The organism is Corallococcus praedator (genome assembly GCF_003612125.1).
Lineage (GTDB): Bacteria > Myxococcota > Myxococcia > Myxococcales > Myxococcaceae > Corallococcus > Corallococcus praedator.
The window spans coordinates 1-13465 of the sequence record NZ_RAWI01000260.1 but is presented as its reverse complement, the minus strand read 5'-3'; the positions used below and the strand labels follow the sequence as shown (position 1 = coordinate 13465).

Annotated in this window: 12 protein-coding genes; 6 read left to right on the top strand and 6 right to left on the bottom strand. The window is 69.1% G+C overall.

Features of this window, described 5'->3' with window-relative positions; genetic code table 11:
• The 3 genes from D7Y13_RS27775 to D7Y13_RS27765 form a co-directional block, all read left to right on the top strand.
• On the top strand, positions 1–829 hold an 829-nt coding region (locus tag D7Y13_RS27775), incomplete at its 5' end, for a pilus assembly protein PilG (protein ID WP_120630818.1).
• Complete coding sequence (locus D7Y13_RS27770; protein ID WP_120583151.1) at positions 826–1806, top strand: ABC transporter ATP-binding protein; 981 nt, start codon at positions 826–828, stop codon at positions 1804–1806. The genes D7Y13_RS27775 and D7Y13_RS27770, both read left to right, overlap by 4 nt.
• On the top strand, positions 1803–2570 hold the full coding sequence (locus tag D7Y13_RS27765) for an ABC transporter permease (protein ID WP_120536692.1): 768 nt from the start codon (positions 1803–1805) through the stop codon (positions 2568–2570). Before D7Y13_RS27770 ends, D7Y13_RS27765 begins: the two co-directional genes overlap by 4 nt.
• A 25-nt stretch (positions 2571–2595) precedes the next feature.
• Here the strand turns inward: D7Y13_RS27765 and D7Y13_RS27760 are convergent, their stop codons facing one another.
• The 6 genes from D7Y13_RS27760 to D7Y13_RS27735 form a co-directional block, all read right to left on the bottom strand.
• Positions 2596–4029 (bottom strand): sigma-54-dependent transcriptional regulator, encoded by a 1434-nt coding sequence (locus tag D7Y13_RS27760; RefSeq protein WP_120536691.1) that lies wholly within the window; start codon positions 4027–4029, stop codon positions 2596–2598.
• A complete protein-coding gene (locus tag D7Y13_RS27755; RefSeq protein WP_439329242.1) occupies positions 4026–5618 on the bottom strand; it encodes a two-component system sensor histidine kinase NtrB in 1593 nt (530 codons plus the stop codon). The genes D7Y13_RS27760 and D7Y13_RS27755 overlap by 4 nt, the downstream gene beginning before the upstream one ends.
• A gap of 4 nt (positions 5619–5622) precedes the next feature.
• Positions 5623–6879, bottom strand: coding sequence for a type IV pilus assembly protein PilC (pilC, locus tag D7Y13_RS27750; RefSeq protein WP_120536690.1), 1257 nt, complete (start codon positions 6877–6879; stop codon positions 5623–5625).
• A 55-nt stretch (positions 6880–6934) separates the two neighbouring features.
• Entirely contained in the window at positions 6935–8047 is a 1113-nt protein-coding gene (locus D7Y13_RS27745; RefSeq protein ID WP_120536689.1) for a type IV pilus twitching motility protein PilT, read from the bottom strand.
• Between the two features lie 39 nt (positions 8048–8086).
• On the bottom strand, positions 8087–9787 hold the full coding sequence (pilB, locus tag D7Y13_RS27740; RefSeq protein ID WP_120536688.1) for a type IV-A pilus assembly ATPase PilB: 1701 nt from the start codon (positions 9785–9787) through the stop codon (positions 8087–8089).
• A gap of 248 nt (positions 9788–10035) precedes the next feature.
• Positions 10036–10962: a bifunctional riboflavin kinase/FAD synthetase gene (locus tag D7Y13_RS27735; protein ID WP_120536687.1), complete on the bottom strand. Its 927-nt coding sequence runs from the start codon at positions 10960–10962 to the stop codon at positions 10036–10038.
• 80 nt (positions 10963–11042) lie between these two features.
• Here D7Y13_RS27735 and trmB point away from each other — a divergent pair, with 80 nt between their 5' ends.
• The 3 genes from trmB (at position 11043) to D7Y13_RS27720 (ending at position 13313) form a co-directional block, all read left to right on the top strand.
• Positions 11043–11663 carry a tRNA (guanine(46)-N(7))-methyltransferase TrmB gene (gene trmB / locus D7Y13_RS27730; RefSeq protein WP_120583152.1) on the top strand — a complete coding sequence of 207 codons (621 nt, stop codon included), beginning with the start codon at positions 11043–11045 and terminating at the stop codon, positions 11661–11663.
• A 142-nt stretch (positions 11664–11805) separates the two neighbouring features.
• Positions 11806–12849, top strand: a complete 1044-nt coding sequence (locus D7Y13_RS27725; protein WP_120536685.1) for a diguanylate cyclase — start codon at positions 11806–11808, stop codon at positions 12847–12849.
• 50 nt (positions 12850–12899) lie between these two features.
• Positions 12900–13313 (top strand): hypothetical protein, encoded by a 414-nt coding sequence (locus D7Y13_RS27720; protein WP_120536684.1) that lies wholly within the window; start codon positions 12900–12902, stop codon positions 13311–13313.
• Positions 13314–13465 lie beyond the last annotated feature (152 nt).

Sequence of the window (13465 nt, the reverse complement as noted above, 5' to 3'; positions counted from 1 at the left end):
GCGCAGACAAGGCGGCGGGCCCCTGCTCCCCCGCCCCGACCTGCTCAAGGCGCTGTTCACCGCGCAGCGGGGGCTGGTGACGGACTACTTCTGGATCCTCATGCTCAACCGCATTGGAAGCGCGGTGCGCGCGGAGGAGTACCGCCACATCTCCGATTACGCGGAGCTGGTGACGGACCTGGATCCGAAGTTCCGGCAGGCGTACCTCTACGGAGGCCTCACCATCCCCGTCTACACGGGCAAGGGCGGCTATCTCAACACGGCGGAGTCCACGGCCCTGTTGCGCAAGGGCGTGGCGAACGTCCCGCACGACCAGCCCCTGACCTTCCAGCTCGCGTACAACCTGATGTTCTTCGAGCGGAAGTACAAGGAAGCCGCGGACCTCATCCAGGAGATGTCCCGGTGGGAGGGTGCCCCGCCCTACTACGCCGCGCTCGCGACGCGGCTGTACGCGCAGTCCGGTGACTTCGACGCGAGCATGTCGTTGACCCTCGCGCTGCGCGACAGCGCGGAGGACGAGGAATCGCGCGCCTTCTACGAGCAGCGCATCCAGGAGATCCAGCAGGAGCGCGTGCTCCGGGGCATCGACGCGGCCATTGCCCGCTACCGCGCCCGCGAGGGCCGCCTGCCCGACGCGCTGCCCGCGCTGGTGACGGCGGGCGACCTGCGAATGCTCCCCGCGGATCCGCTGGGCGGGGAGTTCTTCCTGGGCCAGGACGGCCGGGCCTACTCCAACGCCTCCAAGTTCCGGCTGGAGCTCATCGAGGACGAGAAGAACGAAGCCGGAGAGCGCATCCTGCCCAAGCCCCGGACGACCCAAGCGCCATGACGACTCCCAATCCTGACGCCCCTCCCATCCTGGCCCAGGGGCTCGCCAAGACCTACAAGGTCGGCTTCTGGTTCAACCGCACCGTGCGGGCCCTGCAGTCGCTGGACCTCCAGGTGGGCGCCGGGCAGATCTACGGCCTGCTCGGCCCCAACGGCGCGGGCAAGTCCACCACCATCAAGATTTTGATGAACCTGGTGCGCCCCAGCAGCGGGATCGCGCGCATCTTCGGCCAGCCCGTGGATGAGGCGTCCACCCGGCGGCTGGTAGGCTTCCTGCCGGAGAACCCCGCCCCGTACGAGTACCTCACGGGCCGGGAGTTCGTGACGCTGGCCGGACAGCTCGCGGGCCTGAGCGGCCAGGAGCTGGACGTGCGCGTCAAGGAGGTCCTGGGCGCGGTGGAGATGGCGGGCGCGGAGAAGCTGCAGATCCGCCGCTACTCCAAGGGCATGGTGCAGCGCGTGGCGCTGGCCCAGGCGCTGGTGAGCCGGCCGAAGCTGCTCATCCTGGACGAGCCGACGAGCGGGTTGGATCCGCTGGGCCGCCGCCAGATGCGCGACCTCATCCTGGCGGAGCGGGAGAAGGGCACCACGGTCCTCTTCTGCAGCCACATCATCCCGGACGTCGAGTCGCTGTGCGACCGGCTGGCGGTGCTGGTGGGCGGACGGCTGGTGCGCGAAGGCAGCGTCCGGGAGCTGGTGTCCGCGCAGGTGCCCACCGTGGAGGTCGTGGTGGAGGGCCTGGCGCCGGACGCGGTGAAGGGGCTGGGCATTCCCCTGGAGTCGCTCCAGGCGCTCGACGGCCGCGTGCTGCTCCAGGTGTCGGACGTGGACACGCAGCGGCTCTTGAGCGGCGTGCTGGGCGCCGGGGGCCGGGTGAACCAGGTGCAGCCGGCGCGGTTCTCGCTGGAGCAGCTGTTCATGAACGCGCTCAAGGAGTCCGGGCGCGCGTCCACCGTGGGCGGGGAGATCAATACATGAGCGCCTTCAGCGCGATGATGTGGAATGGCTTTCGCGAGGCGCGCCGCAACCGGGTGACGGTGGTGGTGGGCGTGTTCGCCGCGGTGGTGCTCTTGTCCTCCACGCTGGTGACGGAGGTGACGGTCGCCACGTTCGACCGCGTGCTGACGGACTTCGGCCTGGGGATGATGAGCCTCATCCTCGTCTTCCTGGCGGTGTTCCTGTCCAGCAGCCTGCTCAGCCGTGAAATCGAGCGGCGCACCATCTTCCTGGTGGTGAGCAAGCCCGTGTCCCGCACGCAGTTCCTGCTGGCGCGGCTTGCGGGCACCATGCTGACGCTGGGCGCGCTGCTGGCGGCGATGACGCTCGTCTTCCTCGGTCAGCTGCTGCTGTTCCGCGCGGAGATCACCTCCACGCAGCTGCTGGCGAGCGCGGGCCTGTGGTTCGAGCTGCTCGTCATCAGCAGCGTGGGCATCCTCTTCTCCAGCTTCGCGGGCCCGGCGGTGTCGGCCATCGCCACCACGGGCCTGTACTTCACCGGGCACCTGACGGGCGACCTCTACGCCATCGCCAGCCGCTCGGAGAGCACGTTCATCCAGGTGCTGGGCAAGACCGTCTATTACGCGCTGCCCAACCTGGAGCGGGTGAACTTCCGCCCGCAGGCCACGTACGCGCTGCCGGTGGACGCCAGCACCTTCCTGTCCGGCGCGGCGTACAGTGTCGCGTGGGCGGGCGTGCTCATCGCCCTGGCCACCGTCATCTTCGAGCGGCGCGACTTCCGCTGACGTTGAAGCACGGCGGCCCCGGGCTTCAGGCCCGGGGCGTCGGCTCGTCCAGTTCGTCGGTGAGGCCGTGCTTGGCCAGCCGGTAGCGGAAGGAGCGGAAGGACAGCCCCAGCAGCTCCGCGGCGCGCGTCTTCACCCCTTGCGCCTGCTTGAGCGCGGCCAGCAGGTGGCGCCGCTCGCTGTCGTCCAGGTGGCGCTCCAGGTTGAAGCCCGCCCCCATCGCGGGCTCGCCGGCCTCACCGGAGCGGGCCTGCGGCTCCGCCTCGCCGCGCACCGTGGGCGGCAGCGTCGTGGGCCCCAGCAGGTCCGAGTCCGACAGCGTGGCCGCGCGCTCCACCATGTTCTGCAGCTGGCGCACGTTGCCCGGGAACGCGTAGCGCTCCATCAGGGCCAGCGTCTCCGGGGCGAACCGGAGCGCCGGGCGGCCCAGCTCCTCCGACAGGCGCGCCAGGAAGTGGATCGCCAGCGGAGGGATGTCGTCCGGGCGCTCGCGCAAGGCGGGCAGCTCCAGGGTGATGACGTTGAGCCGGTAGAAGAGGTCCTCGCGGAAGCGCCCCGCCTTCACCTCCGCCTCCAGCCGGCGGTTGGTGGCGGCGATGACGCGCGCGTGGAAGGGAATCTCCGCCGCGCTGCCCACGGGCTTCACCTTGCGCTCCTGCAACACGCGCAACAGCTTCACCTGCGTGGACAGGGGCATCTCCCCCACTTCGTCCAGCATCACCGTGCCCTCGCCCGCGGACACCAGCAGGCCTGGGCGCTCGTGCGTGGCGCCGGTGAAGGAGCCCTTCATGTGGCCAAACAGCTCGCTCTCCAGCACGCCCTCGTTGAGGGCGCCGCAGTTGAAGGGCAGGAAGGGCTGGGCGGCGCGCTGGCCTCTCAGGTGGATGGCCCGGGCCACCAGCTCCTTGCCGGTGCCGCTCTCCCCCGTCACCAGCACCGTGCTGCGCCCCGGGGCCACCTTCTCCACCAGGTGCCAGAGTGCGCGCATGCGGGGGCTCGAGCCCACCATCAGCCCGCCCAGGCCCGGCAGCAGGCGCTCCTTCAGCGTGCTGTTCTCCTGGCGCAGCGCGCGCTTCTCCAGCGCCTTGTGCACCAGCAGCCGCAGCTCCTCGTTGTCGAAGGGCTTGCAGATGTAGTCGTAGGCGCCCTCCCGCATGGCCTCCACCGCGGAGGACGGGGTGCCGAAGGCGGTGATGAGCACCACCTCCGGCGGCTCCTTGCGCGCGCGGGCCGCCCGCAGCACGTCCAGGCCGCTGCCGCCGGGGCCCAGCTTCATGTCGGAGATGACCAGGTCCACGGAGTCCCGGGCCAGCACCTCGCAGGCGGGCGCCACCGCGGGCACGCTCGTCACCGCGTAGCCGTCCCGCACGAGGAGGATCTCCAGGTACTCGCGCATGGACAGCTCGTCGTCCACCACCAGCACGTGGCCGCGAGGGCCGCCTTCATGGAGCGCGCTCACAGAGGCAACCCCACCAGGAACTCCGTGCCTTCGGCCGGGTGCGACTTCACGCGGATGGTGCCGCCGTGCGCGCGGATGAGGGAGTGCGCGGTGGACAGGCCCAGCCCGGTGCCACCGCTGCGGGTGGTGAAGAACGGCTCGAACAGGTGTCCCATCATCTCCTCCGTGATGCTGCCGGCCGAGTCCCACACCCGAATCTGCGCTTCCTGGTCCGCGCGCGCCAGGGCCACGCGCACCGTGCCTCGCGCGCCCGCCGCCTGACAGCCGTTGCGCACCAGGTTGATGAGCACCTGGCGGAGCTGATCCGGATCCACCGGCGCCATCAGGGCCTGGGGCACCAGCACCTCCATGGACACCTCGCGCGTGAGGGGGTCCGCGCGCAGCATGTCCACCGTCTCCGACACGAGCGTGTCCAGCGCCACCGCCCTGCGCTGCGGCTCCGGCGGACGGGCGAAGCGCAGGAAGTCCTCCACCAGCCGCGCCAGCCGGTCCGACTCGCGCATGAGGATGCCGGTGAGCCGCTGCACCACCGCGTCCTTCGACTGCTCCTGGGCCAGCAGCTGCGCGGAGCCGCGCATGGCGGCCAGCGGGTTGCGCAGCTCGTGCGCGAGCTGCGCGGACAGGGTGCCCAGGCTGGCCAGCCGGTCCGTGCGCTTCAAGTCCTCCTCCATGCGCCGCAGCTCCGTGAGGTCCTGGAAGACGATGAGCAGCGCGCCCGCCTCGCCCTCCAGCGGCGACACCGACAGGCCCAGCACCCGCTTGCCCCCGGGCGTCTGCACCGGCAGCTCCCCGCGCGTGGAGCGCGGCGCCAGCGAGGCCACGCCCGGCAGCAGCTTCTCCAGGGGCTGGCCCAGGCAGGAGAAGTCGTCCGCCTGGAGGATGCCGCTGCCCGCGGTGTTGAGGAAGGTGACGCGTCGGTGGACGTCACAGGTGACGAGCCCCGACGGCATGGAGGACAGGATGAGCTGCTGCAGCCGCCCCAGCCGCCGCAGGTCCGCCTCGCTCTGCGACAGCGCGCCGCCCGTCGCGGACAGCTGGCGCGACAGGTAGCCGGACAGCACGGCGATGAGCACCAGCGCCAGCGCGTTGCTGCCCAGCACGAAGAGCACCCGCGCGGGTGAGACTTCGATGCTGCTCACCGGCGTGGTGAGCCGGATGATGAGCAGGAGCGCGGTGAAGGCGAACGTGGACACGGCCGCGGCCACCAGCGCGCCGCGCCAGTCCAACACCACCGCCGCGCCGATGACGGCCAGGCTGTAGAGGAACGTGAGCGGGGACTCCGCGCCGCCGCTCAGGTACACGAGCCCGGTGGCGATGAGCACGTCGCCCACCACCTGCACCGTGGCGTCCAGGCGCCCGGCGGTGCCCCGGCGCAGCCGGAGGCCCGTCACCACGGTGAGGAGGTAGGCGCCCGCGATGACCGCGAACGACAGCGAGTCCGCGCGGCTGGGCTCCTGCGCGGGCTGGGTCATCAACCGCACCACCGTCACGACGAGCGACAGGCTCGCCGCCACGGTGCGGAACAACACCAGCCACACCAGGCGCGAGCGCAGCCCGGGGGCCACGCTTCGCGCCGTGCTTCGTGCCACCGCGTTACTTGATTGCGCCGGCAAGCGAGAAGATGGGCAGGTACATGGCGATGAGGAAGCCGCCGACCACGCCGCCGAGGAACACCATCAGGATGGGTTCGATGAGCGACGTCAGGTTGCTGACGGCCGTATCCACCTCGTCGTCGTAGAAGTCGGCGATCTTGTTGAGCATGGTGTCCATGGCGCCCGTCGCTTCACCGACGCCAATCATCTGCACCACCATGGAGGGGAACACCTTGGTCTCCAGCAGGGGACCCGCGATGTTCTTGCCTTCGGCGATCTTGCCGCGCACGTAGTAGATGGCCTCTTCCACCGTGCGGTTACCGGCCGTCTTCGCCGTCACGTCCAGGGCGTCCAGGATGGGCACGCCGGAGGAGATCATCGTGCCCAGCGTGCGCGTGAAGCGCGCCACGGCCACCTTGCGGAGCACGTCGCCAAACAGGGGCAGCTTGAGGAACGTCTTGTCCCAGAACTTGCGGCCCCGGGGCTGGCGGTAGCTCCAGGTGAAGGAGAAGACGAGCGCGGCGATGCCGATGACGGTGTGGAGGAAGTACGCCTGGGCGAACTTCGACATGTCCACGACGACCTGCGTGGGGCCCGGCAGCTGCGAACCGAAGTCCGCGAACATCTTCTCGAAGACGGGCGTCACCTTGAGGAGCAGGAGCGCCGTCACGCCGATGGCCACCATGATGACCACCGTCGGGTAGGTCATCGCGCTCTTGACCTTGGCCTTGAGCTTCTCGGCCTTCTCCCGGTAGGCGGCGAGCCGGTTGAGGATGGTGTCGAGGATACCGCCGACCTCGCCCGCGGCGCACAGCTGGACGTAGAGCTCGTCGAAGACCTTGGGGTGCTCCTTCAGCGCGTCCGCGAAGGTGCTGCCCTGCTCCACCTTGTTCTTGATGGCGAACACCACCTTCTTGAAGGCGGGGTTGTCCATCTGGCTGGCGAGGATGTCCAGACACTGCACCAGCGGCAGACCCGCGTCGATCATCGTCGCGAACTGACGGGTGAAGATGAGGATGTCCTTGCCGACGACGCCGCCCATCCCGGGGATGGAGAGCTCGAAGTCCAGCGCGCTCTTCTTGCGGACCTTCGTCGGGTTGAGACCCAGGGACTTGAGGCGCGCGTTGACGGCCTCCACGTCCATGGCCTCCATCTCGCCCTTCTTGTTCTCCCCGCTCTTGGTCTTCGCCTCCCAGAGGAACTGGGCGGTGTTCTTCTTGGATGCTGTCGCCTTCTGCTGGACCGCTGGTGCCGCCATAACCTGGACCTCCGGGGAGGGCGCGAGTCTAACCCGCGAAATTCACGTCGGAAAACTAACGGGCTCCCGCTCCCCCGGCCGGCCGCTGGGCCCCGGGCTGGCCAGCGCCCGTCGCGAGGATGTTGCGCAGCTCCTCCGGGTCGGAAGAACGGCCGAAGGCCTCGTCCTGGGAGATGAGCCGGCGCGCCAGGAGGGCGGCCAGCGCCTGGTTGAACGTCTGCATCCCGTACTTCGCCTGGCCCACCTGCATGGACGAGTAGATCTGGTGGACCTTGTCCTCGCGGATGAGGTTGCGGATGGCGGGGTTGGGGATCATGACCTCCAGCGCCAGCACGCGGCCCGGACCGCCGACCTTGGACACCAGCGCCTGGCTCATCACGCCCTCCAGCACGAAGGAGAGCTGCGCGCGCACCTGCGGCTGCTGGTAGGGCGGAAACACGTCCAGCACGCGGTTGATGGTCTGCACGGCGCTGTTGGTGTGCAGCGTCGCGTAGCAGATGTGGCCCGTCTCCGCGATGGTGAGCGCCGCTTCGATGGTCTCCAGGTCTCGGAGCTCACCGACCAGCACCACGTCCGGGTCCTGGCGCAGGATGTACTTGAGGGCCGTCTTGAAGTTCTTCGTGTCCGCACCCACTTCGCGCTGGTTGACCAGGCAGTTCTTGTGCGGGTGCAGGTACTCGATGGGGTCCTCGATGGTCATGATGTGCTCATGACGCTCGGTGTTGATCTTGTCGATCATCGAGGCCAGCGTGGTGGACTTGCCGGAGCCCGTGGGGCCCGTCACCAGGATGAGGCCGCGCGGCTTCTTCACCAGCTCCGCCACCACCGGCGGCAGGCCCAGCTCCTGGAACGTCAGGATCTTGAAGGGAATCGTGCGGAAGGCGCCGGCGACGGCGCCACGCTGCATGAAGATGTTCGCGCGGAAGCGTGACAGGCCCTTCACGCCGAACGACAGGTCCAGCTCGTTCTCCTCCTCGAACTTGTGCTTCTGCGCGTCCGTGAGGATGGAGTAGCAGAGCTGCTTCGTCTCCACGGGGGTGAGCGGCGCCGTCTTGAGCGGGACGAGTTCACCGTCCACGCGCAGCTGCGGCGGCGAGCCGGTGGTGATGTGGAGGTCGGAAGAGCCCTTCTCGACCATCGCCTTCAGAAGCTGGTGCAGGTTGGCCACGGATGCGTGTCCTGTCGGGGGAAAAGGTGAAGAAGGTGTCTAGAAGCGGTCCGGCGCGGTGTTGCCCACGACCTCTTCGAGCGTCGTCATGCCGTCCATGAGCTTCTTGAGCGCGCTCATGCGAAGGCTGCTCATGCCCAGCCGGATGGCCTCCTGCTTGAGCTCCGCCGCGGAGCCGCCGTTGATGACCAGCTCCTTGAGGCCGTCCCAGAAGGGCATGACCTCGTAGATGGCCACGCGGCCCCGGTAGCCGCGGTCGTTGCACTCGCGGCAGCCGACCTTCTCGTACATCGTGAAGGTGCCCATCTTGTCCGGCGGGATGCCCGCGTCGATGAGGGCCTGCTCGTCCACCTTCTCCGCGGGGCGCTTGCAAGCCGGGCACAGCCGGCGCGCCAGACGCTGGGCGAGGATGAGGTTGAGCGACGCCGTCACGAGGAACGGCTCGATGCCCATGTTGAGCAGACGGCTGACGGTGCCGGGGGCGTCGTTGGTGTGGAGCGTGGAGAGCACGAGGTGGCCGGTGAGCGCGGCCTTCACGCCGATTTCCGCCGTCTCGAAGTCGCGGATCTCACCGATCATGATGATGTCCGGGTCCTGGCGCAGGAACGAGCGCAGGCCGGCGGCGAAGTTCAGGCCGATGTCCTCATGCATCTGCACCTGGTTGATGCCGGCGAAGTTGAATTCGACCGGGTCCTCCGCGGTGCAGATGTTGGTGCCCACGTCGTTGAGGCTGGCGAGCGCGGAGTACAGCGTCGTCGTCTTGCCGGAGCCCGTGGGGCCCGTCACCAGCACCATGCCGTAGGGCCGGTCGATGGCCTCCTTGAACCAGGCCAGGGGCGTCGCGTCGAAGCCCAGCTTGGTCATGTCGAGCTGCAGGTTGCTCTTGTCGAGCAAGCGCATCACGACCTTCTCGCCGAAGAGCGTGGGACACACGCTCACGCGGAAGTCCATCTCCTTGCCGCCGCCAATCTTGATCTTGATGCGACCGTCCTGCGGCAGGCGGCGCTCGGAGATGTCCAGCGACGCCATGATCTTCAGACGGCTGGTGATGGCGTTGCGCAGCTTCATGGGCGGGCGCATCACCTCGTACATCACGCCGTCGATCCGGAAGCGGACCCGGAAGTCCTTCTCGTACGGTTCGATGTGGATGTCGGACGCGCGCTTCTTGATGGCGTCCATGAGGATGAGGTTCACCAGCTTGACCACGGGCGCGTCGTCCGCGGCCTTGGCCATCTCATCCAGGTTCTCCTGCTCCTCCTTGGCGACCTCGATGTCGTCGCCCACGTCGCCGACGATGTCCTCCATCGAGGGGCCCTTCTCGGCGTAGTAGCGCTCGATGGCCTCGCGGATGGAGATCTCCGAGGCGACGACGGCCTCGATGTTGTAGCCGGTGAGGAACTTCAGGTCGTCCACCGCGAAGATGTTGGACGGGTCGCACATGGCGACGATGAGCGACGGGCCCGCGCGGTTGACCGGGATCACCAGGTGCTTCTCGGCCACTTCCTTGGGCACGAGCTTGATGATGTCCGGATCAATGTCGAAGTCCTTCAGGTTGATCGCGGGGACGCCGTACTGCTTCGACAGGAAGTCGGTGAGCTTCGACTCCTCGATGGCGCCCGTCTTGATGAGCGCGGTGCCGATGCGGGCACCGCTCTTCTGCTGCTCCTCCTGCGCCTTGCGGAGTTGCTGGACGGAGATGAGGTTCTCGCGCACCAGCAATTCACCGAGTCGACCGGACATTTCTGGGATGCCTCTTTGAGCGTGAGGAGGGGACGGCCAGACCCCCGGCCATCGCGGGGACCTTGAGGGGGATGAGGGGTGCGACAGGGGCCTGACGCCCTGGCACGGATCCTCACGGATTAGAGGAAACCGATGCGCGGCCTGTCAAGGCGCCCCCGCGTGCCTCCTTGCTGTCCGCTGCCCCAGACCCGGACGCGCCGTCCTTCACCGAGGAAGGCGTCCGGCGTGGCGGAAAAACGGCCCTTCCGTCACCCGTCGCCGCGGGCCACCACGGTGCGGGCGGCCTCCACGTCGCGTTTGATTTGACCCACCAGCTCCGCCGCGGAGCCGAAGCGCTGTTCGGGCCGCAGGCGCTCCAGGAACTGCACCCGCAGCTCCTTGCCATAGAGGTCGCCGGTGAAGTCCAAGAGGTGCGCCTCGATGGTGACCTCCGTGCCGCCGAAGGTGGGCTTCACCCCGATGTTCGCCGCGCCCGGCCGCCACGGGCCGTCCGCTTCCGAGTGCAGGCGCACCCGGATGGCGTACACGCCGGGCGCGGGCCGCAGCTCGTTCTGCGTGTCCACGTTGGCGGTGGGAAAGCCGATGGTGCGCCCCCGCCCCGCACCGGCCACCACGGTGCCATCCAGGTCGAACGGGCGGCCAAGCAGGCGCCGGGCCGCTCCCACGCGTCCTTCCAGGATGTATTCGCGGATCCGCGAGGACGAAGCGACGACGCCATCCACGTGCACCGGCTGCACGATGTGGACCTGGGCGCCGCGCTTCGCCGCGGCCTCGCGCAGGGTGGTGACGGTGCCCGCGCGGTGGGCGCCGTAGGTGAAGTCGCTGCCCACCACCACGTGGCCCACGCCCAGGGTGTCCAGGAGCGCGGCCTCGAAGTCCGCCGGGGAGTTGCGCGCGTAGTCGCGGGTGAAGGGCTGCACCACCACGCTGTCCAGGCCGCAGGTGGCCAGCAGCTCCAGCTTGCGCGGCAGGAGGGTGATGAGCTTGGGCGCGAGCTCCGGCTGGAGCACCTTGCCCGGGTGGGGCTGGAAGGTGAGCGCGGAGGCGACAGCGTGGCGCAGCCCTTCCGCGAAGAGGGCCTGGTGGCCCACATGCACGCCATCGAAGTTGCCCAGCGCAACGGCCTGCCCCTGGAGCTGGCGGCCTGCCTCGGGCACCGACTGGAAGACCTTCATGGCCCTTCCCTATACCACCCCGCGCGCTTTTGCCCTGGCCAACCCACGCGGCTCCATGGTTAGAGGCGCCCGCTCCCGCCATGCGCCCTGCCCTGCTCCCCGAACCGGTCGGCCTCAAGTTCGTCCCCCTGGAAACGCCCCCGGACTGGGACGCGGAGTTCGGCTTCACCGGTCCCCTGGAGCTCGAAATCGGCTCGGGCGCCGGAGGGCACGCGCTGGAGTACTGCCGCCGCAACCCCGGCGTGCGCTTCATCGCCTTCGAGTGGCGCAAGAAGTACGCGCGCGACACGCAGATGCGCGGGGAGAAGCTGGGCCTGAAGAACCTGCGCGTCATCGAATCCGACGCGCGCTTCGTGGTGCCGCGCATCATCGCCCCCGGCACGCTGGACTGCATCCACCTCCAGTTCCCCGACCCCTGGTGGAAGCGCTCCCACGCGAAGCGGGCGGTGGTGCAGCCGGACTTCGCGAAGCTGATGCTGGGCCTGCTCAAGCCCGGCGGCCGCTTCGACATGCGCACCGACGTGCAGGACCGCGGCGTGGCCATGCTGCGCATCCTGGAGGAAGCGGGCTTCCACAACCCGCTGGGCACCGGCGTCTTCCATCCGTATGACCCGGAGGAGGTGCCCTCCACCCGCGAGCGGCGCTACCTGGCGTCCGGAGAACCCGTCTACCGTGCACGGCTGGTAAAGCCCGTTCCGTAGACCCGCCAACGTCCCGGCCGGGCGGCACCGGGCGGGCCTTGGCAGCGGCCCCGCGCGCAGGTGAGAATCGACCTGACGGGTCCCTGCACCGGGGGACACTTGTGAAGTGGGCACGACCGCACTCCAGGGGGGCGGGCACCTCATGCCGGAAGCCGAGAGGAAGAGGATGCTGGAGGTCGCCCGGAGGAGCGGGCCCGCGAACGACTTCTCCGGCCGCACCGTGCTCATCGTGGACGATGATCCGGCCCAGGTGAAGCACGTGCGCGAGGGCCTGGCCCCGCACGGCTACGTGTTCAAGGAGGCGCTGGACGGGGCGCAGGCGCTGTCGGCCATCCGCGCGGGCCGGCCGGACCTCATCGTGATGGACGTGGAGATGCCGGGGCTGGGCGGCGTGGAGGTGTGCCGCATCGTCAAGGCGAACGCGGGCGAGGGCGGCTTCGGCTTCATCCCGGTCATCCTGATGACGGCGCGGCAGGCGGCGGGCAAGGTGGAGGGGCTGGAGCTGGGCGCGGATGACTACCTGGTGAAGCCCTTCGACATGCTGGAGCTGGGCGCGCGCGTGAAGTCGATGCTCCGGCTCAAGGCGCTGCAGGACGCGCTGGTGGAGAAGAACCGGGAGCTGGAGTGGGCCAACCGGGAGCTGGACCGGCGCCGGCAGGAGCTGTTGGCGCTGAGCCGCACGGACGCGCTCACGGGCCTGTTCAACCGGCGCTACTTCGAGGAGCGGCTGAGCGAGGAGTTCATGCGCTCGCGAAGGTATCGCTCCCCCCTGTCGCTGGTGATGCTGGACATCGACCACTTCAAGAACATCAACGACTCCTACGGTCACCCCTTCGGGGACGAGGTGCTGCGCGCGGTGGCCCAGACGGCCCGGAACACGCTGCGCGAGGTGGACCTGCTGGCCCGCTACGGGGGCGAGGAGTTCATTGCCCTCTTGCCGGAGGCGGCGCCCCAGGACGCGCTCCGGGCGTGCGAGCGGGTGCGGGAGGCCATCGAGAAGCTGGAGCTGCCCTGGCAGGGGCCGGGCGGGGTGACCCAGATGGTGAAGCTGACGGCCTCGCTGGGGGTCGCCACGGTGCCGTCGGACGACCTGCAGGAGACCGAGGCGCTGCTGCGCGCGGCGGATGTGAGCCTGTACTCCGCCAAGGGGACGGGACGTAATCGCGTCCATCAGCACGCGGCTTGAAGCAGCTCGCGCTTCCCCACGGCGGCGCTTTGACCTAAACCGGAGGCTCCATGCGCCCGCTCGCGACGACGACCTGGCTGCTGCTCGCCCTGTTTGCCCTGGGCGGCTGCAACCGGCTCCAGCCGGACTCCCCCGTGGGGGCCTACCAGACCTTCCACCGGCACGTGCAGCGAGGCGAGCTGCCCAAGGCCTATGCGGGGCTTTCCCAACCCACCCAGTCCAACCTGAAGGCCCAGGCCCAGAAGGTGAGCGACGCCTCCGGCGGCATGGTGAAGCCGGAGCCGCTGGCGCTGTTCTTCGCGAATGTCCCCGTGCCCCCCGATGTTCAGGAAGTCTCGCTGCTCCGCCAGGAGGGCGACGAGGCGACCCTGGTCGTGCGCTCGGCGGGAAGGTCGGGCGAGGTCCGGATGGTGCGGGAGCCGTCCGGGTGGAAGGTCGACCTCTCAGCATCCCCCCAGCCGTGAGCCCGGGCATGCCCGGACCCCGCGCATCAGGTAACGTACAACCGTGAACGACAGGAAGACACGGCGGGTGGTCCCCGCAGTCGAAGTCATCCGGAGGCCGGGCACTCCCGGCAGTGGTCCGGTGACTCCGTCCTCGGCCGCCCCCTCCCCCC